The organism is Amazonocrinis nigriterrae CENA67 (assembly GCF_016056305.1).
GTDB classification, from domain to species: domain Bacteria; phylum Cyanobacteriota; class Cyanobacteriia; order Cyanobacteriales; family Nostocaceae; genus Amazonocrinis; species Amazonocrinis nigriterrae.
This window is the reverse complement of sequence record NZ_JAECZC010000014.1, coordinates 122,300-147,327: the sequence shown is the minus strand read 5'-3', so window position 1 is coordinate 147,327 and position 25,028 is coordinate 122,300. Positions and strand designations below refer to the sequence as shown.

General features: G+C 40.3%; 22 protein-coding genes and 1 pseudogene. 9 read left to right on the top strand and 14 right to left on the bottom strand.

Annotated features, from left to right (window positions below; genetic code table 11):
* Positions 1 to 37: 37 nt before the first annotated feature.
* Complete coding sequence (locus I8748_RS10720) at positions 38 to 463, bottom strand: hypothetical protein (protein ID WP_198124560.1); 426 nt, start codon at positions 461 to 463, stop codon at positions 38 to 40.
* A 160-nt stretch (positions 464 to 623) separates the two neighbouring features.
* Positions 624 to 1,277 (bottom strand): hypothetical protein, encoded by a 654-nt coding sequence (locus I8748_RS10715; protein WP_198124569.1) that lies wholly within the window; start codon positions 1,275 to 1,277, stop codon positions 624 to 626.
* Positions 1,278 to 1,423: 146 nt separating this feature from the next.
* Between I8748_RS10715 and I8748_RS10710 the strand changes: the two genes are divergently transcribed.
* Entirely contained in the window at positions 1,424 to 2,206 is a 783-nt protein-coding gene (locus I8748_RS10710; RefSeq protein ID WP_198124559.1) for a Nif3-like dinuclear metal center hexameric protein, read from the top strand.
* A 66-nt stretch (positions 2,207 to 2,272) separates the two neighbouring features.
* Here I8748_RS10710 and I8748_RS10705 read toward each other — a convergent pair whose 3' ends face one another.
* Positions 2,273 to 2,767 carry a DUF6174 domain-containing protein gene (locus I8748_RS10705; RefSeq protein WP_198124558.1) on the bottom strand — a complete coding sequence of 165 codons (495 nt, stop codon included), beginning with the start codon at positions 2,765 to 2,767 and terminating at the stop codon, positions 2,273 to 2,275.
* Positions 2,768 to 3,140: 373 nt separating this feature from the next.
* Between I8748_RS10705 and I8748_RS10700 the strand changes: the two genes are divergently transcribed.
* Positions 3,141 to 3,392, top strand: a complete 252-nt coding sequence (locus tag I8748_RS10700; protein WP_198124557.1) for a hypothetical protein — start codon at positions 3,141 to 3,143, stop codon at positions 3,390 to 3,392.
* A gap of 148 nt (positions 3,393 to 3,540) precedes the next feature.
* A complete protein-coding gene (locus I8748_RS10695) occupies positions 3,541 to 3,771 on the top strand; it encodes a bromodomain-containing protein (protein WP_198124556.1) in 231 nt (76 codons plus the stop codon).
* A gap of 279 nt (positions 3,772 to 4,050) precedes the next feature.
* On the opposite strand, the gene I8748_RS10690 is transcribed toward I8748_RS10695, so the two are convergent.
* Complete coding sequence (locus I8748_RS10690) at positions 4,051 to 4,935, bottom strand: aspartoacylase (protein WP_198124555.1); 885 nt, start codon at positions 4,933 to 4,935, stop codon at positions 4,051 to 4,053.
* Positions 4,936 to 5,203: 268 nt separating this feature from the next.
* Between I8748_RS10690 and I8748_RS10685 the strand changes: the two genes are divergently transcribed.
* Positions 5,204 to 6,001 carry a phytochelatin synthase family protein gene (locus tag I8748_RS10685; protein WP_198124554.1) on the top strand — a complete coding sequence of 266 codons (798 nt, stop codon included), beginning with the start codon at positions 5,204 to 5,206 and terminating at the stop codon, positions 5,999 to 6,001.
* Positions 6,002 to 6,082: 81 nt separating this feature from the next.
* Positions 6,083 to 7,582 (top strand): aromatic ring-hydroxylating dioxygenase subunit alpha, encoded by a 1,500-nt coding sequence (locus I8748_RS10680; protein ID WP_198124553.1) that lies wholly within the window; start codon positions 6,083 to 6,085, stop codon positions 7,580 to 7,582.
* A gap of 437 nt (positions 7,583 to 8,019) precedes the next feature.
* Here I8748_RS10680 and cas4 read toward each other — a convergent pair whose 3' ends face one another.
* The 6 genes and pseudogenes from cas4 to cas3 form a co-directional block, all read right to left on the bottom strand.
* Positions 8,020 to 8,556 carry a CRISPR-associated protein Cas4 gene (gene cas4 / locus I8748_RS10675; protein ID WP_225896376.1) on the bottom strand — a complete coding sequence of 179 codons (537 nt, stop codon included), beginning with the start codon at positions 8,554 to 8,556 and terminating at the stop codon, positions 8,020 to 8,022.
* A 176-nt stretch (positions 8,557 to 8,732) separates the two neighbouring features.
* Positions 8,733 to 9,311: a Uma2 family endonuclease gene (locus I8748_RS10670; RefSeq protein ID WP_198124552.1), complete on the bottom strand. Its 579-nt coding sequence runs from the start codon at positions 9,309 to 9,311 to the stop codon at positions 8,733 to 8,735.
* 124 nt (positions 9,312 to 9,435) lie between these two features.
* Entirely contained in the window at positions 9,436 to 10,083 is a 648-nt protein-coding gene (gene cas5 / locus I8748_RS10665) for a type I-MYXAN CRISPR-associated protein Cas5/Cmx5/DevS (RefSeq protein ID WP_198124551.1), read from the bottom strand.
* Positions 10,080 to 11,000, bottom strand: a complete 921-nt coding sequence (cas7i, locus tag I8748_RS10660; protein WP_198124550.1) for a type I-B CRISPR-associated protein Cas7/Cst2/DevR — start codon at positions 10,998 to 11,000, stop codon at positions 10,080 to 10,082. Before cas7i ends, cas5 begins: the two co-directional genes overlap by 4 nt.
* A 154-nt stretch (positions 11,001 to 11,154) precedes the next feature.
* Positions 11,155 to 12,657: a type I-MYXAN CRISPR-associated Cas8a1/Cmx1 gene (gene cas8a1 / locus I8748_RS36035; protein ID WP_198124549.1), complete on the bottom strand. Its 1,503-nt coding sequence runs from the start codon at positions 12,655 to 12,657 to the stop codon at positions 11,155 to 11,157.
* A pseudogene (gene cas3 / locus I8748_RS10650) lies at positions 12,654 to 13,709 on the bottom strand (CRISPR-associated helicase Cas3'); the annotation flags it as partial. The pseudogene cas3 and the gene cas8a1, both read right to left, overlap by 4 nt.
* 266 nt (positions 13,710 to 13,975) lie before the next feature.
* Between cas3 and I8748_RS10645 the strand changes: the two are divergent.
* Complete coding sequence (locus I8748_RS10645) at positions 13,976 to 14,977, top strand: methyltransferase domain-containing protein (protein WP_198124548.1); 1,002 nt, start codon at positions 13,976 to 13,978, stop codon at positions 14,975 to 14,977.
* Between the two features lie 120 nt (positions 14,978 to 15,097).
* Here the strand turns inward: I8748_RS10645 and ybaK are convergent, their stop codons facing one another.
* Entirely contained in the window at positions 15,098 to 15,568 is a 471-nt protein-coding gene (ybaK, locus tag I8748_RS10640; protein WP_198124547.1) for a Cys-tRNA(Pro) deacylase, read from the bottom strand.
* 313 nt (positions 15,569 to 15,881) lie between these two features.
* On the opposite strand from ybaK, the gene I8748_RS10635 reads away from it, so the two are divergent.
* The 3 genes from I8748_RS10635 to I8748_RS10625 all read left to right on the top strand — a co-directional run bounded on the left by I8748_RS10635 (position 15,882) and on the right by I8748_RS10625 (position 19,105).
* On the top strand, positions 15,882 to 16,607 hold the full coding sequence (locus I8748_RS10635; protein ID WP_198124546.1) for a TVP38/TMEM64 family protein: 726 nt from the start codon (positions 15,882 to 15,884) through the stop codon (positions 16,605 to 16,607).
* A gap of 83 nt (positions 16,608 to 16,690) precedes the next feature.
* A complete protein-coding gene (locus I8748_RS10630; RefSeq protein WP_198124545.1) occupies positions 16,691 to 17,464 on the top strand; it encodes a TVP38/TMEM64 family protein in 774 nt (257 codons plus the stop codon).
* Positions 17,465 to 17,557: 93 nt separating this feature from the next.
* Positions 17,558 to 19,105: a mercuric reductase gene (locus tag I8748_RS10625; protein ID WP_198124544.1), complete on the top strand. Its 1,548-nt coding sequence runs from the start codon at positions 17,558 to 17,560 to the stop codon at positions 19,103 to 19,105.
* Positions 19,106 to 19,392: 287 nt separating this feature from the next.
* On the opposite strand, the gene I8748_RS10620 is transcribed toward I8748_RS10625, so the two are convergent.
* The 3 genes from I8748_RS10620 to I8748_RS10610 form a co-directional block, all read right to left on the bottom strand.
* The gene (locus I8748_RS10620; protein ID WP_198124543.1) at positions 19,393 to 22,035 is read right to left on the bottom strand and encodes a PQQ-dependent sugar dehydrogenase; all 2,643 of its coding nucleotides are present in this window, start codon (positions 22,033 to 22,035) and stop codon (positions 19,393 to 19,395) included.
* A gap of 1,436 nt (positions 22,036 to 23,471) precedes the next feature.
* Complete coding sequence (locus I8748_RS10615; protein WP_096559334.1) at positions 23,472 to 23,729, bottom strand: hypothetical protein; 258 nt, start codon at positions 23,727 to 23,729, stop codon at positions 23,472 to 23,474.
* A 176-nt stretch (positions 23,730 to 23,905) separates the two neighbouring features.
* The gene (locus tag I8748_RS10610; protein WP_198124542.1) at positions 23,906 to 24,763 is read right to left on the bottom strand and encodes an SDR family oxidoreductase; all 858 of its coding nucleotides are present in this window, start codon (positions 24,761 to 24,763) and stop codon (positions 23,906 to 23,908) included.
* Positions 24,764 to 25,028: the final 265 nt, after the last annotated feature.

The following is a 25,028-nucleotide window of genomic DNA, read 5'->3' as shown; positions in this document are numbered from 1 at the left end:
GTGGGGGCCCCGAGTTCCCCTGCTCCCCTGCTTTTATTCAGCGATGATGCAGCAGCCAATACCAACCTGAACCTTGACGGGTTAGCCAAGATGAATCGTCAAAGGGGATATGATTGTCATCTAAATGGGGATTGTAGGTTGGGTAATCTGCAAAGTCTGAGTCATCTTGCACGCGAATTCTAACATTTTGACAACTGCCTTCTATTTCAATGGTTACAGTGTCAACATTGGGTGTTAAGAGATGATCTCTGATGATACGCCGCCTTCTATTAACTTGCTTGTGATCCTTAGATACACAATGCACTCTCACCAATGAGTTGTCATTGGAATTATCCAGTAGATAGGGTAGGATTCGTGAGTTATCAATTGTACGAGATGGGGTTTCAGCGCTTGCTAAAGATGTTACAGATAGCAACAGCATTGTACTGAGAGCAATCATTCCCCCACCTAGCTTGCTGTTCATAAGTTTCTCCTGATAGTAGATAAAGTAATAGCCAGGGCGCTGACCCCGGCGTCTCAACAATTCAAAATTAATTACTCAAAACATAAGAGGATAGGGCAAAGGAGGCAGGAGGGATAGAATAACAACAGTTATCAGTCATCAGTCATCAGTCATCAAACAATTATTTATTTTCCAGTAGTTGATTGACCTGTTGTCCGCGACGACCAGTTTTGATTTCATAGCGGCGGGTGAGGTTATCTTGGTAGTTCATGTCTCTGGCTGCGGCGGCGTTGACAAAAGCATCACAATTCTTGCCTTGAACTACTGTTGAGGTACTATTAGTCTTTTCTTCGGTGCGGTTGCTACTTTGATCCTTAGAATCACTATTATTTTGGCTTCCTTGGCTAGCACCACTACCACTGACACCAATACCTAAGAAGCTAACACCACCGCCACCGCCATCGTTGTGACTGCGGGAAGAACTAGAACGGCTGCTGCTAGAAGTTGCTAGGGCAAATTTGCTGGAACTGTTGCTGGTATTGTTGCCTAAACCAACATCGCTACACAAGGCGCGGGGATCATTTGCTAAAGTTTTTGGATCAACCCAACCCTGATGGTCGCCTAATCCTTGAATTTCAGAATTTCCAACTGAATTACTGGGTGTGCTGGTGGGAGTGCTGGAAGTACCATTACCTACAGATGCTGCGGGGGTGAGAGGAATGTGGTTAAAGATACCCGCAGGTTTGGCATCAAATGGCCCAGCGAAAGCTGGTAATGTAGAGGTAAACAGTGCGGTAGCTGTTAGCAAAGAACCTGTTAAGTGGCGGAATTTTATAGTCATGCTACTAAAGTTTCAGTGTTAGTGTGTATTTTGGGTTTCAACCCCTTCACTTACTCAATAGGTAGACCTTCATTCGTTTATGCACTCTGTTCCCAATTTTTTTGTAAATAGCTGAATCCTCAGCAGCAAAACCTGTACCAATGACATCTGAATGTAATTCAATTGTTATAGAAGATATAGTAGAATTCCTCAATCGCCTGTTTGCTGTTGAGCGGTTTCCCGCAAGTGAAAGAGGAGGCGTGTATTTACCTTCACTACGACCTGTAAGACGTTTGGGGTTAGCACTGGAACCAGGGATGCAATTGCAAGAATGGGTAAGGGCCCAACGTTTAGATGCGCTGTTCTTACATCGACCGTGGAAACTAGAAGCCGCACAAATCCCGCCCGATATTGGGGTAATCTCTTATCATCTCCCATTTGATGAATGCTTGACGATGGGTTTCAATTTTCGCTTGGCTCAAGTATTAAATATGTCTAGTTTAGAAGTATTGGGAGAGAAAGATAATAGAGCAATTGGGATGTTAGGAGAGATTCCCACTCAAAGTTTTACGGGTTTGTGCAGTTGTGTAACTCAAATTTTTGGCGGACAAGAGCAAATATATTTAGCAGTTCAAACTGATGTCAAACGCATTGCTGTTGTTGGTGCTATGACAGATTTGTTAATACGTGAAGCAGCAGTCCGTGGTGCTGGTGTTTATATCACGGGACAATTTCGACAGCCAGCTTTAGAAGCGATGCGAGATAGTAAAATGGGAGCGATCGCTATTGGTCATCGTCGCAGTGAAGTATGGGGTTTACGCGCACTAGCCGGACTGCTGCGGGAACGCTGGTTTAGTTTAGAGGTGATCACGTTAACTGTACTTGGTGCAACTTGCTGGCAATTTATGATCAACTATTTCGTGATTATTCAAACTTATATCTAGGAGAGTTCTGAGTTGAAAAATCAGATTTACTTGATATATCAACTAAAAATTAACATCATCCTGTAATTAATAAGTTTTTTGCAGATTTTCAATTGTGAGGAATAATTCATCATCAGCTATTTGGCTGTTGTAATCGATATTAATTTGAGTTGGGTAGCCAAGTTTAGGGTCGTATTTTACAGTTAAGTTAGCTGCTCTACGGGCGATGGCATCTTTAATAATATTAAAGAGCTTCGGAATTGTATTGTAACTCTCGAATAATTTTGGATCTACTGGTTGACCAGTCTCTACAGAAGTGATGGAGGTTGTAACACCGTTACGTACTTCAATGACTACTGGTTCTGTGGCTTTGGGTACACAAAAACAGCTTCTGGTGAATGTATAGCGATAATTAGTAATTTTTTGTTGATACCACAACCGCCGATTAATTGTGAGTTTCTTAAAATTTGAGCTAGCGATCGCTGGTGATTGTGCCACTTGTATAGCAGGTTGAGACATTACTGGTGTGTTCCAGCTGAGAGATGCCATTAAAATGGCACTAATTCCAATAGGTAAACGCATATAAATTTATCATTAACTCCAGTTAATAACTTCAATCTGCCTGAACCTAATTCCAGAAACAGCGTATTGTATTTAGTTAAAGAATTATCATCAAGGCATCTCGTGAGCAGGATAGAAAATTTATATATAAATAGTAGGATGAACAAGTAATAAGCGTGGATGTAATATCAAAAATCTAAAATTCAAAATCTAAAATCCAAAATCCTATAAGAGCAACGCCAGCTGGAGAACCAGAAATATAAAAATAATCTTAAGTATATATGCTTATCTATCTTCGGTCAGAAGTTAAGAACTTTTAAGCCCGTTAAGATGATGAATAATAAAGTTTAATAAATTTTTCAATCAATCTATAACATCAGGAGTGTTATTCGGCATGATTTCAACTTGGCGAAATCCATTGCCGATGGAGGAGTACGCAAACCGCCGAGTTGTTGTGTACTTTTACAGTGGCAGATGGATTCCGATTATGTTTTATACTTTGAAGGAAGCGATCGCGCTTCACCATAAGGCACAGCTGTTGGAAAAAGAACTTTTTGTTTTTCCACCAGATTGCAATCCTAACAACGAACTTACTAGTGTTATCTCATTATTTCCCAATTGGCAAACAAATTCTATCGCTGGTTAAGAAAATAAATTCATTTCAGTAAATAAGCAAAAAGTAATAGTGGGATTGAGCAAATTAAGGAAAATTATCACGAATTTTCTGCCCAGCGCTAGAAGTAATATATATAGCGATTAGCTTAAATTTAAACCTAGAGTTTAAACTATTGTTTATGAACTTCAAATACAAATGGAAGAATGGCTCTGTGCCTTCACGAGATCAGGCGGCACGGGAGAAGTATCTATTGGATGCAGATCAGTTTGATAACGAAAATGACCGAAATCAAGCGGAGGAACAAGCTCGTAAGCGTTTAGGAGTGCCTACACGAATTCCAGACGATGATCTATCTATACTGCCTCATGCTGCTCAACAAGAAAGTGGTCTTGATGCAGACGAATTATAATAGCATTTTGGATTTTAGATTGTTGGATTGTGAAAGGGGAACATCCCAAAGATGCAAGTTTAGTTTCATACGTGTTTTAATTTAGACAGGAGAAATAAAATAACGAACCATAAAAGGCACAAAGAACACAAAGGAAAGAGGTTTATCAAGAATTTTTGTGCTAGGTTTGTGTATTTTGGCAAAATTGGGATGTTCCCTAAGCAGCATTGTTTAATATTTTGGTATAGCCTGTTGGTAAAGACTTTTAATCCAAAATCAAAAATCAAAAATTTAGTATCACTAAATAGTTGCTATTTCAATGGGTAGAGTCATAAACATTGCAATACCTTTCTCATAATAAGCTGCTTCATTGATGAAAACTGGGTACACAACTTTGTCACCTTCATAAACAATTTCCTCACCATCAAAGGTCAAAAATATTGGTTCTCCTGGATGCAAGGCTTGATAATCTTGAAATTGCAATCGCGGATGAATCATCGCTTGAATTTCTCCAGTTGCATTCCTGGGATAATCTATCGTGCGAATGCTTTGATAAACCATGAGTGTATCTTGTACTCTTAGTGGCGTTTCTTTATTGTAGGCTTCTACATAATCTAGAATTGCGTAAATAAGTTCTTCAGTTTGTTGAAATAAAGTAGCATTCAATGTTCCCTGAGCAACAGCACCAACTTCGATACTGCAACCAAATTCACAAATTGAGTCTAAATAAGGATTTTCTAGTGTTTGGGGTTCTGAATAAAGTATTTTGACGTTTGGATTTACGGATGTGAGATAAGCAGCCAACTGTAGATTATATGGAAGCTGACGTGCCAGAATAATTGTTAACCCCATGTTAGAGGTTGAACTGTGTAAATCAATCATCAAATTTGCCTCTAAAGTACCTTTAGTTCCATAGGTTTGGTAAATTACTTTGGCTCGTTGTGCTTCATAACTCGATAGATTCAGATTGTGCAAATCTTGGCGTTGAAAACAGCGATTTAAATCGGTATCTACAAATCGTTTGCCGATTTCATATGCTTTGGGATTGGCTAACAACGTGCAAGTTTCAAAGCTACTTCGCTGGATTAATTGGGGCGATCGCTCAAATTTTTTCACCAGATAAATACCTGTCAGTTCGTTTCCGTGGGTTCCACCGACAATCACAAGCCGTTTAATTTTATTCATAGTTGCAATATTTCTTCATGAGCGGCTGAAACGCTACATAATTAGGAATGAACGGATGTTATACCAATTCGTAGTTCGTAATTCGTAATTCGTAATTAAGAAAGTTTTATATGGCAGGGCTTTCGGGGTTTGAATGGGTTGCTTCATTTGAAATAATTAGTATTATTTATTACACTATGAGAAAATTAGTATATTTACAATGCTAATTTATTTAAGATAAAAGTGACTGCTTACACAAAACGTAGGAAGAACTGGTAACAAGTAGACAATGGGAGACAATAGAAGCTTTCAGCAGCAAGCTACAAAGGTAAAACATCCGGTGAATGGAGTGAAGGGTCGAGTTCGACAAATTGCTGCGGTGATAGCTAGCATTAGTGGATTGCTAGGTGTCAGCGGTGTTGCAGCAGTAGGATATTATGCATTTGTACCGCCGCCCATAAAACAGTTGCCACTTCCACAAAATCTGATTTCTTTAGAATCACCTCTGGGAAAGAAAATACTAAATTCTAGTAATATAAAACAAGACTACACGCCACTTATTACTTATCTAGAAACTCAAAAACGCTTCGCCTATTGTGGTGTTGCTAGTGGAGTCACAGTACTTAATGCTTTAGGTAAAGGCGAAAGTAGATACAAGCGTCTTGATCAGGAGAGTTTCTTTGATGACCCTGCCCAAAGTGTTCGCTCACCATATTTAGTCACTTTTTTTGGGATGACGCTTGATGAACTAGCAGCACTTGTGCAAAGCCACAATCGTAAAGTGGAGGTACATCACACATCAAGCAGTACGTTAGAAGAATTTCGTCATCAAGCCAAAGCAAATTTAAAAAACAATCAAGATTTCATAATTGTCAATTATGACCGTTCACAGATAGGTCAAAACGGTGGAGGGCATATTTCTCCAATAGCAGCTTATTCTGAGAAAATGGATAAATTTCTCATCCTAGATGTATCGACTTATAAGTATCCTCCTGTTTGGGTTTCAGCATCAACACTTTGGAATGCGATGAATACCTTTGATGCTGCTTCTAAGCAAACACGGGGATACTTAATAGTTAAAAAGTAGATTTTGAAGGTTGTTAAATACCCTACATTTGGTTCAGTTTTCAGCAAGCTTATTAGTTAAAAGAATGTCAAAGAAACACCCATGAATACTAAAACAAATTTGCAAGGCGATATGGATAAAGCTATCGAACAATTTAATCAACAAGATGAAGAAATATTCCAATGGACAAAGCAGTGGTATCCAGTTGCAGTTGTAAATTTCTTAGATCCATCTCGCCCACATGCAATACAGTTATTAGGAAGGGATCTTGTTTTGTGGCGAGACAGTTTTGGTAAATGGTCTTGCTTTGAAGATTTTTGTCCCCATCGACTAGCTCCTCTTTCTGAAGGGCGTGTTGAGTCTGATGGCACACTTTTATGTGCCTACCATGCTTGGCGTTTTGATTCACAGGGAAACTGTGTTAGTATTCCCCAATCAAAAGATCAGCAAACATCCTCTGTAAACTGCTCAAATCCTAGATCATGTGCTGTTAGCTATCCAACACAAGAACGCCAAGGTCTACTGTGGGTTTGGGCTGAGTCAGGTCAACAGGCACAGTTTGAAAGCCAATTGAGAACACCACGAATTGTTCCAGAACTTGAGGATGAGTCACTTCAAGTAGTACATATGTTTTGGAATATTCGTGACCTAGCCTACGGATGGGACTTTTTTATGGAGAATGTAGCAGATCCGGCCCATGTACCTGTCTCACACCACGGGATTGTAGGCGATCGCTATAAAGATGCGAATTACTATGACATGCATTGCATCAAAGATATATCTACTCAAGAAGGATTCGCCTTTGAAATTACACCGACTGCGCCCACAATTCAACAAGCTTTTCACGACTTCCAACCACCTTGTCATATGAGAATTGTCTCAACTTCTGTTGATGGTGGCAAACTCATTCTGGCATTATATGCAACCCCGACCCGTCCTGGATGGTGTCGTCATATTGGTTGCCAAGTATTAGTTAAGAATGATTCCGGGAAAACGCCCAAAGGATTAGGAATTTTTGGTCTACCAATGCCGACTTGGTTAGGTCATGTTTTATCATCCCTATTCTTACACCAGGATTTGGTATTTCTCCATTACCAACAGAAGATTCTAGCCAAACGGCAAAACAGCCGATGGCTGGATACAGTCTATACACCTAATCCTCAAGATAAGATGGTAATTACATTTCGCCAGTGGTTAGAGAAAAAAGCTGGAGGCAGTATACCTTGGGCTAATGGACATGAATCGAATCTTTCCTGTGCAGAACTAGACAAGCAAAAGCTTTTTGATGTCTGGACAACCCACACTCAACATTGCTCTGTTTGCCAGGATGCTCTCAAGAATATTCAACGCCTTTATGTATTGGCTTATGGGTTAGCTGTAATTTGTTTGTGTGTGGGTGTAATTGTGGATGCAAGAGCCATAGCAGTAAAGGCTGCCCTTGCATCTGTAAATCAAATGCCAATACCACTTTTAGCATTTCCCCCTATAGGATTTTGGTGGGCCCTTGCAGGCGCAACCCTATTTGCAGTGATAGGATACTTGTTAAACAAATTTAGCCGACTATTTTACGTTTATGAGTTTGAACACGCCCACAATGACTGATATACAGATATAGCAAAGTGCTGAGTGCTGAGTGCTGAGGAGCCACTGCGGTGAGGCAGTACGGTCTTGGGGTCTCACGCCACGTGCTTCAAGTCGGCAAAGCCGCCCAACGCAGTGGCTCCCCAAGTGGAGCATGTGGCGTTGCTGAGTAGAAAGCAAGTTATTTCAAGGCTAGTAGCAATCAGCACTGTCCTCAACTATGCTTCGACTGCTATATCAATAACAATACTTTGGTTTTTGGCATGACTCTTTGCCCTTAAGGGCAGAGTCTGTTTTGGTTCGATTTCTACAACAAAGTTCAACAAGTATCGCAGCGATCGCATTTATCAAAGCCTTTTGCCAACTGTCAAGTTCTTAAGCGGGTTAATTTTTCCAAATCCGAGCCTGTTACTGCATCCCATATTTTATTGTGCTCAACGCCTTACGGCATCACAGGTTTAGTCAGAGCGAGAGCCGAAACCGTTATCATAACACCGCGCTTGTTTAATTGCTTCTCGAACTGTTGAGCGTCCTGTATCATCTAATGGTACGTGAATCAGTACGTTATCAGCGTGATAACGAATGCGGCCTTCTTGAACTGTAATTCCATGTGCCGATTCTAACAGGTAAGCATAGGCGAGAATTTGTAAGCGATCGCTCTCCCAAGCAGATGGTTGATTATTCTCATCTCGGTGAGCGCGACCGCGTTTGTGTTCGTAGGGAATTGTTTGTCCATCGCGGGTGCGAAGAGCATCAAGCCGACCACGTAAACCTAATTCTTCGCTTTCTAAAAAAAGCTCCTCCCACTCCTCATCTTCTTGTTTTTCGAGTTCGGTGTGCAGTCTGCGTCCGGCAAATACGGCTGCATCTTGCGTGTAAAGTTCTTCGACTTCTTCAAGGTAGAACAGGCGGGGACAGTAAGCAAGGGCGTGGAGGGCAGATACGCGGATGGTTGCGAGTTTGGCGGGGATTTCAAGATATTCAAGAGTTTGCATATATGTCTGTAAGGTAATTGTGTTTTAGCGCCTTACGACATCAGAGGAAATTGAATTTTAGGGCATTGCTGAATCAGAATATGAAATGCCAAAATTACCTTTCCTTTTCTTTGTACCTTTGCGTCTTTGCGCCTTTGCGTGAAACTAATTCATATTTTCAATCAGCAACGCCAATTTTAGGGATTTAACCCAGCTTGTTGAAAAATTGCATTAGGGGTAATTTCCAATTTTGGTAGCAAATCATCAGTAATTACTTGATCAGATCGATAAGTAATTAGCAAGGAAGATGACGCAAATACAGTTACAATTCTAGCTTTTGTATCAACCACCCAAACACGAGAAACACCAGCTTTGACATAATCTGTCGCTTTTTCAGCAATTTCACCAAAAGTTTGACCAGGTGAAATAATTTCAATCACTAGTTCTGGTGCAACAGGACAAGCTTCATCTAATAGCCAATCAGCAGGAAGACGGTTATAAGAAACATAGGTCAAATCTGGTACAGGTATCCAATCTTGATTTTGAAGTTTTAATTTAACAGCCCATTCAACTTCTACACGACCTTGATTGTGAAAGCATTGGTCTAGAAAAATAAGTAAAGTTTTTTGAACCGTAGAATGAAAAAACTTTGGTGACATTTCATCATTTTTATATTTGGGGACAGCTTCACCGTTAACAAACTCGTAGGTAATATCCCCTTCGGGAAGTGCAAGAAATTCTTCTAGGGTTAGGCGTTGATTAGAAGACTGAACCATATGAAAAAGCAGGGGGGCAGGGGAGCTTTCAAAGCAGAGGTTCAAAACCAGGCCGCTTGCGGGCAAGGCTTTGAAGCTGATTTTTTTGGTAAAAGAGGCTTACTTTTAGTTTAAGTGACAATTGCTAAGTTGCTTGGATTAATGTCCAGGCAGCTTCAGGAGGATGAGATATTTCAGAAGGTTCAAGTATTATATATCTCTGCCAACGAGTACCCTTTGAACCGACATGATCTACCCAATAGGGTAAAGTCAACAACCCATTTTCATCGCACACCAGCCATTGCAAAGATTGACTTTGATAGTTTTTTGGCAACAAAGTAACAGCATTGACCAAATCGCGGCTTTCTCCTAAACAAAGACCCCCAAAACGATTAATCGAAGCAGGGTTAGCAAATGCAATCTGTAAGCGTTCGGGTAACGTTGGCTGCGAATTATCTTGTCCAGCATCAACCCAAGTAATAAATTTAATATCAGTTAATAGTTCCTGATAATCTGGTCTAGCATTGCTGGGGTCATGAATATCTTTCTTTTTAAAGCGGCGAAATGTGCGAATGACGGTTGATTTTTGTGGTTGGGAAATTAGAGCGATCGCTAACCTGATTCCACAATGTTTATATCTGTCTATTTCTCCCACTATGGAAAGTAGCATACCATAAACTGTGGATGGTGGAGGTACTGGGTAAGTTTCAGCGTACTCTCTTGCACGAGATTGGCGAAAGCTCGCTATGGGAACTTCTACTTCTAAAGCTAACATTTTCTCGGTTTTTGTCATCGAATCAACTCCAGTTGAGGTAGCTGTAAATCTCTAGCGATGACTTGTTTCATGCTTTGTACAGCTAGTTTAATTCCTGGGAAAATATTCACTCCCAATTCTTCTAATTCTTCCACTTCCTCAGATTCAGTAATTGCACCTGCTATCCATAACTCCTGCGGTTCAATGTCCTGATTTTTCACCTTTCTTACCAATTCCCCAATTGATATTTCTCCTTCGTTCTCTTCATAGCAGTAAAGGATTCGGGGTGAAAAATCATTAGTCCATCTTAAAACTAAACTTTCAGGAGAAAAATCGTAGAGAAAGCGAGAGTGATTACCCGCTACTTCACCTAGAGAACTCAAACCATCTAAAACTGCAATTATCCGAGATTTATTTTTCAAACGTTCTGGAGTTAATGCAAATCCATATTGATAACGAGTTGCATGAACCTCAGTTCCATAAAGTGAAGTCCGTCCTTTTTTACCACTAGCAGCATTAAAGGTTAAATCACCACTAAAAGGTGTTGTAGAAACAGCACGAGTTACTTCTAAAACTCCTCGTTTAGCAGTTGTTGTACCTTTGGGTGCTTTTTTACCTTTTTGTTTAGGTTCATCTGAAGCTTCTACTTTTGCACCCTCTGCACGCATAAAACCTAACACATCATCATCGATAAAATTAGTATCATCAAAATTCTCATTTTGCCAAATATTATCATTTGTATCATCATCCCAACGGCGATTTACTTGATAACCATTGCCAGCAGTTTGCCAATAATAGCGTAATGCCCAACGAATTGCCTCAGATGAAACTGTTGTATGTACTTCTCCTTTCCACAGAATTTTTTGTAGGGTAGTGATATTACCTTCATTTTCTCCACGGTTATTAGCAGCAGTACCATACCCAGTCAACACATTTCCGAATAAATGAAACGACATTCTTGAAATCTCCTTGAAATTACAAACATTCTCAAAAATTAGACTTCTCTGAAATTTTTATGACTTACGCACACTCTACGAATTCTTGGCGTTCTTGGCGTCTTTGCAGTTCGATAAATTAAGCTTTTTCGTAATTTTTGCGTAAGTCCTGATCTTAAATACCAAGATCAATCACATTATCTTCATTAGAAATACCTTTGCCTTTATAACTGGCTAATGCTAACAAAGCTAAATCTCTTGATTTTTTCCAGTTCTTATCAGCCATTACAAAGTCCATTAACTCTTCCCAATGTTCCTGTAAAGTAGGAATTTTCCCTGCTCGTGACCAAAAATCAGTAATAAATTCTCGAAATGTATCCGAATTTTTACATCTACCTAATCCAGTTCTAATGCGTACTGTTTCCCTGTCGAAGTTTGGCACTTCTCCTCGTTTATTTGCTTGTTCAGAAATTTGACCATATGTAAATTTAATCGCCTCATGGCAAGCTTGAACAAATAGTTTTTCGCGTTGATCTGATTTAACTTTTTGAATCACTTGATAAAGTCCTTCCCTTTCATAAAATAACTTTTTGAACAGTTCGTTACTGTTTACTTTTTCTGAAATTCCTGAATACCAAGGTTGATTTCTTGCCAAGTTTTCAGATATTAGTTCTTTTGCAAAGTTAGTGGCAACAAATCTGCCTTCTTTACCTTCAATGTCTTTGTCTTTCAACCAATTATCACAAACTTTATAGTTATGACAAACTTCATCACTGGCTTCTACTACATACATATCTGTCCGAGTTTTTTGTTGAGTTGCCCATGCAACAGTTCCCAAAGTTAAAACTTGGCAACGCTGTACAGCAAAAGTATGAGTAATCTTTACAGTTTCCTCCAATGTCAAAAATCGTAATCCAGCATCGCCTAAACCTGATGCATGAAAATCTTTATAAGTGGCATATATCAAGTTATGATGTTGGCGGTATTGAGCATATTTTTCTAGATTTGTGATTTCAGGAACTACCAAGGCATATTGTGCGCGTTTATCTCGCAACTTTGAGCGCAGAATGTAGTAATAACAAGCAACAGAAGCAAATAATAAAACAAATGCATTTTCTGGACGTTCTTCAAAACTGGTATCAGAACTAAAGGCTACATGACGTACCACCGCACCAGGATTTAACCATCCAGCAACACTAATAGGTTTTGTCAGCAATTGTCCGTTTTTATCACAAAGGTTACTAGCAAAATCTTGATAAGCATAGCTTTGTAAGGCTTTATATGTCACCTGAATTTCTTTTTCTTCTTCACCTAATGATAGAGATTCAGTTTTAGTTCCACTCGATTTATGAGTGCTGGTATGTTGTAAAAAAGTGCCAAGAATCCCCTGGTGGACAATCACCTGAGCATCCTTACGCATTGTTTGCGAATCTAAACCGCGAAGGGCAATTAGTCCATCATTTATTTGAAATGATTCTTTTAATAGCCATTCCAAAACTGTTTTATCGCTTTCCTGCCAATTTAAGATGATTTTTCGGTGAGAAAGCTGCCAATTTAAACCCTCCGGACGAGCCACTTTTTCTATTTCTAACTGCTTTAAAGTCATCCATAAACCAGCTAAACCAGCACAATGCAACCAAGTAAAGCTAGGATTACCTAAATCAAATTCTAATTTCACTGTTCTGCTCCTACCTCTTCGCTATAATTAATTCTGCCGGTTGGAGTGATAGGATAAAAGCCCCTACGTTGCCATTTGTGATAGTCTGGTTCAATTCGGATAGGTACTGACCAAGCTTGTGCTTCCCGTTTGAACAATTTCATCCGGGATTCATTGATACCTTGTTTGAGTAATTCTTGTCTGCGTTGTTCGGCAATATTCCAGATTGCTGTTTCATCCTCACCCAATAATACGGTAATTGTGTATCCACCTTCGCGTAGAAAATCTGGGCGATTACACCAATTTTCTTCTAACCAACTTGATTTAATTTGCTGGACTTTCTCAGCATTCAGACAGCTAGCAAATTCAGCTAAATATCTTTGAGAAATACCTGTTTTACCGGAAAATTCTTGAATTAGTTGCTCTCCTGTGGCGAGTTCTGCTGTATCATAGGGTCGCGGATTATCCCAAGGATAAATAATTGCCAACTTTGTTCCTTGTTCCTGTTTGGTCATTCTGCGGTTCAGTCTTCCCAAGCGTTGAATTAAAGATGCTGCGGGAGCCATTGCAGATATCAATAAATCAGCACTTAAATCTAGTGACATTTCACAAACTTGCGTAGTGATAGCCAAGACTGGTTGATCTTTTCCAAAGGCTGCAATTACAGCTTGATGCTTTTTGAGTCGATCTTTGTAACGGTAACGACTGTGATAGATTAACGGTTTAATGTCTAATTCTGGTAATTGTTCAGCAAGCTGAATTTTGGCTGTACGATAAATTTCGATACAGGTTTTGACAGAGTTTGTCACCCACAAAACTTTTTGCTGATTTTTGAGAGCTGCTATTGCAGATTCCCAGATTTCCTTGAGTTCATCCAAGTCAGTTACAATCGGGACATATTTAATGTCGTAACGCTTAAGTTCCTCCAATTCCTTTGGCCCTTCGATGGGTTCGTCTAATTCTTCCCCTTGTTCTGCAAGTACTTGGCGAATAGCTTGTAACTGTTCGGGAGTAAAGCTAGCACTCATCAAGAGAATAGGCGCACCACGAAAAGCTTTGATAAATTTCAATAGCGCCCCGAAAAGACGTGTATCGTAGGCAACCTAAAAAGCTTGAAAAGTAACCGCTACAAGGGTTTATCGCTGATCACTATGTATTATGGGCTTGACAGCCAGAGATCCATGCAACAACGCCAATCAGATAAGTAAGTCAGTGAAGAGCGATCGCTTGGGGATATACTTCAATGAGTTGACGAAAGCGATTTTCTGGAAATCTCCTATCCTACTTGAGTTTTGTCAGTCAAACAGCTACGTTAGGTGTATAGGCAGCTTTCAAAACAATGTCAACTTTACTGTATCTTCTAATTGGTGTTCTTCTGCTTTTAGCGATCGCAATTGTGGCTTATTTCCTGACTGCTCGCAAGTATGAATCTTCTGCCACAGTCGCCAATTCCTACGATCAATGGACTGTTGACGGCATCCTAGAGTTTTATTGGGGAGAACACATTCACCTCGGTCACTATGGTTCGCCGCCACGACGGAAAGATTTTTTGGCTGCTAAATCTGACTTTGTACATGAAATGGTTAAATGGGGTGGTTTAGATCAATTACCTCCTGGTACTACCGTCTTAGATGTTGGCTGTGGTATCGGGGGCAGTAGTCGGATTTTAGCGCGAGATTATGGTTTTGCTGTCACCGGGATTACCATCAGCCCACAGCAGGTAAAACGCGCCCAGGAGTTAACGCCCCAAGGGCTAAGCGCCCAGTTTGCGGTGGATGATGCTATGGCTTTGTCGTTTCCAGATGCCAGTTTTGATGTAGTCTGGTCGATTGAAGCAGGCCCCCATATGCCCGATAAAGCCGTTTTTGCTAGAGAATTAATGCGGGTGCTAAAGCCTGGTGGCATATTGGTTGTAGCTGACTGGAATCAAAGGGATGACCGCCAAAAGCCGCTAAATTTCTGGGAAAAACCAGTGATGAAACAACTCCTTGAACAGTGGTCTCATCCGGCTTTTTCTAGCATAGAAGGCTTTAGTGAGCTTTTAGTAGAGACGAAATTAGTCGAGGGGGAGGTAATTACCGCAGACTGGACGAAACAAACGCTTCCTTCTTGGTTAGATTCGATTTGGCAAGGGATAGCTAAACCAAATGGGTTAGTGCGTTTTGGACTGTCTGGTTTTATCAAGTCTGTGCGCGAGGTGCCGACTTTATTGTTGATGCGTTTGGCATTTGGTGCGGGGCTGTGTCGATTTGGAATGTTTCGGGCTGTGCGGGCGAACTCACGCCCAGAATTGATGGATAGAAACTTTGCTAAGCAAACTCCCTCTAACTTGGTGAGGTAGCGATCGCTGATGAGATTATCTTTTCACAGTGTAGTTTCCATCTTGCTTCTCTACAATCGGCAATATTTGCATAAAACTATCGTCTGTTTACCTCTTCAGCAATACTGAAAATCTCTAGTATTAATTTTGTGCAATTGCCCCTAAGATGCCATTGACTGCACGTAAATAGTCAGATGGAGATAGCAAAAACAACATACCGCGCATTCCCCCAGAAACAGTAATCTGTTCAAACAAGGTTGCTGTTTCATCAATGTAGACTGGATAGTTTTTTTTACTAGCTAAAGCCGTTACACCCCCACGTATGTATCCCGTTAGTGGCTGAACTTCCTTGAGGGAAACTGTCTCAATCTTGCGATTTCCTGAAAACCGTGCCAAGGCTTTCAAGTCTAACTGAGCGTTTCCAGGTAAAACAGCAAAACAGATACCTGTCTGATCACCTCTAACTACTAGGGTTTTAAAAACTTGTTCTGGAGGAAGACCAACTTTCTGGGCTGTACTCTCTGCTGCGAGATCATCAGGATCTACATCATAGCTGAGAATTTGGTAGGGAATACTTAGTTTATCGAGCAGTCGAGCAGCATTAGTTTTCATTCAAGTCCAATATCAGAATAATTTGCTACATTACTAACTACGTATTATCTCTTGATCACACTTACAGCAGTTTTCGCAAAAGGCAGGAGGTAGAAAGTTTTCATATATGATTTTGAGTTCTGTGTTTTTTACCTTATTTACTTGCAAACTACTGTAACAGCTTCTCTTCCACAGTTATGAAAAATATTTTTTTAACAAATCGCTCAAATACAGAGAACACCGAGATAATAAAGAAAGATTTTTACGAATGATTTAAGATTGCTAACTCAAGCCTTGTCAGAGTGTGTCTTAATTACTAATTAGTATAATTATAATGGTTTTCAAACATCAGCCTCGATTAAATAGCAAACTCAAACTATTGCTATTAACTTTAATAGTAGCCACCCTGATAATTCTTGCTCAACACTTCCAACTTCAGGAATTTTTGCATAAATCAGTTATTTGGGTTGAGAGTCTTGGTACTCTAGGGCCCATTGCCTACATGGTCATTTATAACTTAGCAACATTACTTTTTATACCAGGCTCTGTTTTAACACTCAAGGGAGGTTGCTTGTTTGGCGTATTTTGGGGTTCAGTTTATGTATTGATTGCTGCAATGCTGGGAGCAACTTTGGCTTTTCTTATAGGACGTTACCTGTCGCGGGATTGGGTTTCTCGTCAGATTGACAAACATCCTAAATTTAAAGCCATTAATGTAGCAGTTGCCAAAGAGGGATGGAAAATTGTGCTGTTGACTCGCCTTAGCCCCATTTTTCCCTTTAACTTATTAAATTATGCTTTTGGAGTGACACAGGTTTCTCTCAAAGACTATATATTAGGTTCTTTGGGTATCATTCCCGGTACTGTGATGTACGTTTACATTGGTTCCTTAGCTGGTAATCTTGCCATGATTAACACACCTAATCAACCAAGCAGTTCACAAGCTCAAATTTGGCAGTGGGTGATGCGAGTAGTTGGATTAATTGCTACTGTTGCAGTCACAGTATACATGACAAAAGTTGCTCAGAAAGCTCTTAATGAAAGTATGAAACATGAATGATGAAAAAGACGATTATTTTGCTTTTTTATACTTGATATCAAAAAAGGTAAGTTGAAATTTTGTTTTTTTTTCTATTGCAATTTATGAAAAAACCGCTGAGGGCTAATCTATTTGATATCACCAACATACAGAAGCTTTTCCAAGTGGCTGTGTTAATATTGTTGAATCTGGCGATCGCTCTATTTTTAGACACGAGCAATGCTTGGGCACAAGAATCAGTGAAAACCAATTCTTTCAATCCTCAAGCAATTTTACTGAATGCTTTGCAGTGGATTGATAGCCTTGGTACGGTGGGAGCTATTGCTTTTATTGCACTTTACATTACTGCTACCGTTGCTTTCTTACCAGGTTCGATTTTGACTTTAGGTGCTGGTTTTGTCTTTGGGGTAGTGTGGGGTTCTGTTTACGTATTTGTGGGTGCAACTTTAGGTGCCACTGCTGCATTCCTTGTGGGGCGTTATTTAGCCAGGGGTTGGGTTGCTCGTAAAATTACAGATAACAAAAATTTTGCTGCTATTGATCGAGCAGTTGGTAGAGAAGGATTAAAAATTGTTCTGTTAACTCGACTTTCTCCAATTTTTCCTTTCAATTTATTAAACTATGCCTTTGGGATTACGGGAGTTTCTCTCAAAGACTACTTTATCGGTTCTGTGGGTATGATTCCAGGAACAATCATGTATGTTTATCTTGGTTCTTTAGCTAGCAATTTAGCGATGATTGGAACTGAGGCTCAACCCACTAACCCTAATGTGCAATGGGCAATGCGGATTTTGGGTTTTGTGGCAACAGTCGGCGCTACTATTTATGTCACCCGTATTGCCCGGAAAGCTTTAGAAGATGAGGTAATTAATAATTAAAAATTCAACTTAGGCTGTAGGGTATCTGGAAATTATCAAATGAACAAATAAAAAAGAAACTGTAAATTTTATACTTTATACTTCATACTTCAAATGTCAAATTCAGAATTAGAAAGAGTTATTGTTCGTCCAGTGGATGAGTATAACCAAAAGTTGGTGTCCTACGTTCATCCACCAAATTGGGTTAATCCTCAACCTGCTGATATTTACGACTTGGTTGTCATTGGCGCTGGGACAGCGGGTTTAGTGGTGGCGGCGGGTGCAGCGGGTTTAGATTTAGGTTTGAAGGTGGCATTGATTGAAAAGCATCTCATGGGGGGAGATTGTTTGAATGTTGGTTGCATACCATCTAAAACTATTATTCGCTCTGCTCGTGTAGTTGGGGAAATCTGGAATGCGAAAGATTTGGGAATTAACATTCCTACACATGTTGATGTTGATTTTCCCGCAGTTATGGCAAGGATGCGGCAGGTAAGGGCTGGTATTAGCCATCATGACTCGGCTGAGCGCTTTTCATCACTGGGTGTAGATGTATTCTTGGGTAGTGGTCGGTTTGCGAGTAAAAATACTGTAGAAGTTGGCGATCAGATTCTCAAGTTTAAAAAAGCTGTAATTGCCACTGGTGCTAGAGCCACGCAACCTTCGATTCGAGGAATTGAAACAGCAGGCTATCTGACTAATGAAACGGTTTTTTCTCTGATTCAACGACCAGAACGGTTGGCAGTAATTGGCGGTGGCCCTATCGGTTGTGAATTGGCGCAAGCTTTCCGGCGTTTAGGTAGTGAGGTAGTACTTTTTCATAGCGGTTCTCACATCTTGAATAAAGAAGATGCTGACGCTGCTGAAATTATTCAAAAAGTCTTGATTAGTGAAGGAATTCGTTTAGTACTGAATTGCCAGTTAGAAGAGGTAGCAACTGTCACTGACGGCAAGCGGCTTTATTTTTCTTCTCAGGGTCACCGAGATTCCGTGACTGTAGATGAAATTTTAGTCGGTGCAGGACGTGCCCCGAATGTGGAGGGTTTGAATTTAGAAGCCGTGGGGGTGGAATATGACAAACGCCAAGGTGTGAAGGTGAATGATTACCTGCAAACTACCAATCCCAAGATTTATGCAGCTGGGGATATCTGCATGGACTGGAAGTTTACCCATGCAGCGGATGCAGCAGCCAGGATTGTGATTAAGAATACACTGTTTTCTCCCTTTGGCTTAGGACGCTCCCGACTCAGTAGTCTGGTAATGCCGTGGGTAACGTATACTGACCCGGAAATTGCCCATGTGGGGATGTACGAACACCAAGCACAGAAGTTGGGTATTGATGTAGCTAAGATTACAATTCCTTTGAGTAGTGTAGACCGAGCGATCGCTGACAATCAAGAATCAGGATTTGTGAAAATTCTCCACAAAAAGGGGTCTGATGAAATTCTGGGTGCGACCATTGTCGCCAGTCATGCAGGCGAAATGATCTCCCAAGTGACAACAGCAATTGTGAATAAGATTGGTTTAAACAAATTAAGCAGCGTCATTCACCCTTATCCTACTCAAGCCGAGGGCATTAAAAAAGCAGCAGATGCTTATCGTCGCACACTGCTGACACCGCGTACCAAAAAGTTATTAGGATTTCTGACTAAGCTTTCTTAACCTGACGTGAGTTCGACAGATTTAAAAGACCCCTCTCCAAACCTCTCCCCTGAAAGGAGAGAGGCTTTAAAAGCTTGATTTTTCGTTCTTTACCGAAGATGCTAAAGCCCCTCTCCGCGTCGGAGAGGGGTTGGGGAGAGGTTCATCGAACTCACGTTAACCTGGTGCAGGGGTGCTTTGGATTTGTATCAGTAATTGAGTGAAATGGTATTAGGAGTTAGGAGTGCTGAGTTAGGAGTTTAGGAGTAAAGAATCATTCCCCTATCTCCCCATCCCTACCCTCTTCTCTAAGCGGGTGTATATCTGACAATTCTGCCTGCATACAAGTCTGCATAGTACAGATTGCCATCCAGCCCAGTACTGATTTGCACAGGCGCTCCCACACCAGAAGCAAATCGGTTAACTGAAATTACTTTGCCATCACTATCAAATGTCAAAGTATCGATAGTTCCTTTACTTGCATCACCGATAAACAAGGAATTTTGGTAAATAGAGGGGAAAGTAGAGCCTGTGTAAAAATCACCTCCAACGATCGCATCAGAACTGTTTCCATTAGAATCAGTGTAATGTTTGTAAGCGTAAGTTGGTGCTGTGGCAGTGCCGCTGCTATATAAGGCTTGTAGTCTTGAGGCTATAGCTGAGTAGGAAGCGTAATTTGAATTTTTGATGCTGGTAGGATTACCATTTGCATCAGTGCCACCTTCATAGGCTGGCCAACCAAAGTTAGCTCCTTTTGTGCCAACGTTGATTTCTTCCCAACGTGTCCAGCCGACATCACCGATGTAGGGGGTGTTGGTTTTTTGATCTATAGTGAAGCGGAAGGGGTTACGCAAACCGTAGTTCCAAACTTTAGAAGCATTGCTATTGGGCTTACTAGAGTCGTAGAACGGGTTATCAGACAATCCTTCACCTGTTATGGGGTCAATCCGCAAAATTTTGCCGGACAAGTTATTAGTATCCAGAGCGCGAATTGCACGAGGGTCTACGTTGTTGTAGGAAGTACCATCACCGGTGCTAACAAATAACGATCCATCAGTACCGAATTGCAAACTTCCGATTGAGTGAGATTGGCTATCGGTGGCGATGAAATCTTCAACGTTGACAGCGTTGTCAAGATTACTAAGATAATCTTGCAGGCTGGTAAACAGTTGACCAGTATTTTTGTTGAGAATTCCTGATGGTGCAAAGTTCTTTGAAACATCTGTGCTATCGTCATCGGGGTGAACGATATACTGCCAAGTAGTGTTTTTGCCTAGCAGAACCACTTCTGTACCAGCTTTGGCAGTAGTGTAGTTGGTAGCAGGGTCAGCTTCCACCCTTAATAATTGTGCGCCACGATTACCAGACTTATCAGGATCGTCTAAGGTACTACTGCTATTATTGCTGGGATTGCTGGTGCTGGTTTCTGGTGGATCGTAGGTGTACAAGAGGTAGATGTAGTTTTTGGGGTTTGTAGTCTTACCAAAATCTGGATGTACAGCAATACCTAACAAACCGCGATCGCGTACATTATTGACTAGCCCAGAAATATCTATAAATGGCGTTTTTAGTAAAGTGCCATTGTCTACCACTCGTACTACGCCATTTTTCTGGGCAATGAACATGCGCTTACCATCAGATGTCCAGTCAAAAGCTGTAGGTTGAGTCAGCCCAGAAGCCACAGTCTCTGTTTTAAAATTACCCGAATCATTATCGATGATGGAAATCACAGCTGTGTCTTGGCCCAGTCCCACACCGATGGCGTTACTGAACTTCAAACTAAACTGTTCATTGGATTCGGCAACAGTGTCATCTTGAATGGAGATGTTGATTGTTTTACTGCTTTCTCCGACTGCAAAGTTCAAGGTTCCAGATATAGCTGTGTAATCTAAACCAGCTTTAGCAGTATCATCCACGGTTGTGTAGTCCACACTAGCAGCCGTCCCAGTGTAGTTTCGTGTCACTGTCACCTGAACAGTACCAGCATCTTCCTTGACTTGTGGTTGAGTAAAGTCTAGATCGGTGCGATCGTCATCTTCAATTGTAACTGTGAGAGTTCTCTGCAATCCTAGATCTGCTCCCTCCACTTGATCGACAACGAAAGTCAAGGTTTCATCTGATTCTGCTATTGAATCATTCAATATCGGAATGGAAATCTGTTTACTAGTTTCTCCCGCTTCAAATGTAACCCTGCCCGTGACTTCAGTTGTAACGTCTTTCGTGCCGTAGTCACTCCCTGGTGTAGCACTCACAGATGTAGTGGCATACCGAACTGAAGACGTGCCACTTAAATCTTCACCACTCCGTACCACATTGATAATCACATTACCAGCAGATTCCTTCACAGTCGTGACAGATGAACCCAAGGTGATAGTAGGTGCGAGGGCTGGTAAATACAGTTGTGACTGGGGAATAATTTGTTTTGCAGTAGAGGCACTTGACCAAGCAAGTTTGGCAACGGCCTGGCCAGCATTTTCGTAGTACTCTAGCTTGATGTCGTACTTCTGCCCTGCAACCAATGCGATTGTGCCGCTGATTTCTTTGGCAGCTTGATTGACAAAGTTATTGATGATTTGCTTACCATCTACCCACAGTCGCACTCCATCATCTGTGGTGGTGTAGAAGTTGTAAGTCTCGCTGTACTGGGCTTGTACTTGACCTGTCCAACGCACGGAAAAAGTATCCGCACCTATGGATGAGTCAGGAGAACCCGAAGCCCAGTTAAAGTCAACTTTGTTGTCTATGCGAGTTAGCTTTAGGTTGGTGAAGTCTTTGTTGTCGTAATACTCTGCATAGAGGCCGTTCCCTTGAGAGGACGTGCTGTCGCTAGCAGCAACTAAACTATTGATTTGTGGCTGTTGAGTTATGTCTAGAGACGATTTAGTAGCACTTGGTGAACTGACTGATGGGTCAAGAACCGATGAACTTTGCAGGCTGGTGTTGTCACTCATGGAGATATATACCTCAAAAGAAGGTTAAAACTAATGCCCTGATGGAGGTTTCAGGACTAGCTTTGTTTGGAAAATCTGCGGAGAATATGCATGGAAATGAAAATGCATATATCTAATTCGCAGCTTTTTTAGCCTCTGATTTAGATCGATTAATACTCCGACAATCTATTTTTCTTGGTCTCCTTAAGAAGCAAATATGTCGAGAAAAATGTATCAACAGAAATACTAAAGATTACTTTTATAGTGCATGGAAAGTAGAGTTAGTTTTACTCGTTTCCATCTATGTAATTAATATTACTAGTGCAAGAAGCCAGTTATGCTAGAGGCTATAATACTCATCACTCAACTGTTCTATATATTTTTATCACTTAGTTATATATAGTACTTATTAAAAATAAGTACTTTTAGGGCTATTTTTGGTAAATTTTAATTTAAGTTACATGCTAGTTCACAAAGCTTGAGGCAAAGCAAGACCTAACAAATATAAGTACGCATTCTAATAAATTAGTATTAATAATAACGTTCGTCACTGGTTCCTCAAGATAAATTGATTACATATTTCAATACCTTGGCCAAAAATAAAGGCAGTCTAACTTTTGTCCAAACAGACTAAGACAAGGATGTGCTTGACTATCAGGCAAAACGTAAAACCCTTATCTAGGTGAACAACATAGTATAAATTCTTTCCACAATAACCATAGAGGGTTTTACTGGCTAAATTTTTTGCCTGATGGCAAAAAGAAGTCTGTATTCTGTGGATTTACTTTATACCAGTCTTTGCAAATTGGCTAAGGTATTGATATTTGACACTATATTTCGTAATTATGTCTATTCTTTTTTGAAGCATTATTGAAATATTTACATTTTTCTACGGTTTTTTAAAGCTAGCTCAAAGTTTTGGTGAATCTTGATTGATATTTACCAAAATACAGCATAATTTTTCATACTGGATAAATCTAGCTACTAAAAATATCAAAATTTCAATATTTCTTTATATTTATCCAGAAAAAAACAATATTTTTGACTAACTCTTTTACACCGTGTTGTCACATAAATCAGACCTGGTGTATTTTATATTAAATTAATATTAAAATTTCAGTACATATCGGTAAATAAATATTATGTGACAAATCTTGTAGCTGATACAGTCAAGTTGCAAATAAAGGTTTTTGGGCTGTGAACTATTTTTTATCATCAAAGTTTATTTGAATTCAAAAATTACATTTTATTGTAATTATTTATACTAAAAAATTAGTTTGAATCTAAATAGCCGACTTTGTTGGTCAGACTGAAATAATAGAGTAGGGTTTGGAAGGCTAAGATACAGCGATCGCCTGATCTGTCAGTTCTTACTAGGAACGATTAGGGCAACGCCTTCACTTATATATTTAGATTTAGGAGCGGTGCATCTTTGCCTTTTCTCCTAAATCTTCAGTTTACAGTTCTGATGCTGTTTGTGGGGCAATAATTTCGCCAGTACCTAATTCTAGTATTAAATCTTGGTCAGTAATCAATTCGCTGAGTTCCTTAACTTGTAAATTCATTGTTTCACAAGCTTGCCGTAGTTCTCGTGCAAAAGTGTTGAGGTCATCACCATAGCCACATTGGTAAGCAGCAGTTTCAATTCCCTGCTTCGCATTTGCTCTAGCACAATCTACTAATTCTGTGCCATGCAATGGTTTTGCAGATGCCATAAGCTTTCGTTTTTAGTTATTAAATGTTCGTCGTATGCTAGATTAACAATTCTTCAGGATTAGTACATCTCTCTCATGGAAGACACTGCGGATAGAGTTAAGAGTTAAAAGGTGGAATTGATTAATTAAAAATTAAAAAATTATCATAACTCTAAACTCATAACTCCTAACTTTCTTTAACCATTAACGACCTCTCCACCATTGGGATGTAAAACTTGACCAGACATATAAGAAGCATCATCCGAGGCTAAAAATACATAGCTGGGTGCTACTTCTTCAGGTTGTCCGGCTCTTTGCATTGGCACTTGTTTACCGAAACTTTCAACTTTCTCTTCCGGAAAAGTTGAGGGGATTAAAGGTGTCCAAATAGGGCCTGGTGCAACAGCATTCACTCGAATTCCCTTGTCTACTAAATTTTGTGATAGGGAGCGAGTAAAAGCAACGATCGCACCTTTTGTGGAAGAGTAATCAAGTAGTTGTGGACTGCCTTTATAAGCTGTGACTGATGTAGTGTTGATGATGGCACTGCCTTGGTGCAAGTGTTTCATCGCCGCTTTGGTCAAAAAAAACATTGAGAAAATATTAGTACGGAAAGTACGCTCTAACTGTTCTTTGGTGATATCTTCAATGTTTTTTTGTGGATGCTGTTCAGCGGCGTTATTGATGAGAATATCTAGCTTACCAAACTCATCTACTGTTTGTTGCACTGCTTGCTGACAAAAAGTTTCATCGGTAATGTCGCCTGCTATGGCTACCGCACGGCGCCCTTGTTTTTCTACCAAATGTTTGGTTTCTTTAGCATCTTCATGTTCATTCAGGTAAACAATCGCCACATCTGCGCCTTCTTTAGCAAATGCGATCGCTACAGCACGACCAATACCACTATCTCCACCTGTAATTAATGCTACTTTATCTTGTAACTTGCCAGAACCTTGATGCTGAGCATCATCTGCTTTGGGTTTTGGCGTCATTTCTGATTCAGTACCTGGTGGTTGCTGTTGCTGTGGTGGCTGTAATGTTTGCTCTTCCGGCATAGAATTCTCCTGATAATTAACTAAAAATTAGAGCTTAAGTAATCAAAAGACATAATTTCTGGGTTTTCGCTTTTAAGAGGTCAAAAATAAACCCTGGATCGATAATTCAACCCAAGGTTTACTTATTACTTGGACACCCACTTACTAATAGCAAGTTTAAGTGTTTTCAACCCGGATAATTCGCCAATCGTACTTAATTGTCGACAACTACACGTCACCGACTTCCTTGCTCCTCACACCTGGCACACACTCTTAATCTGACCAC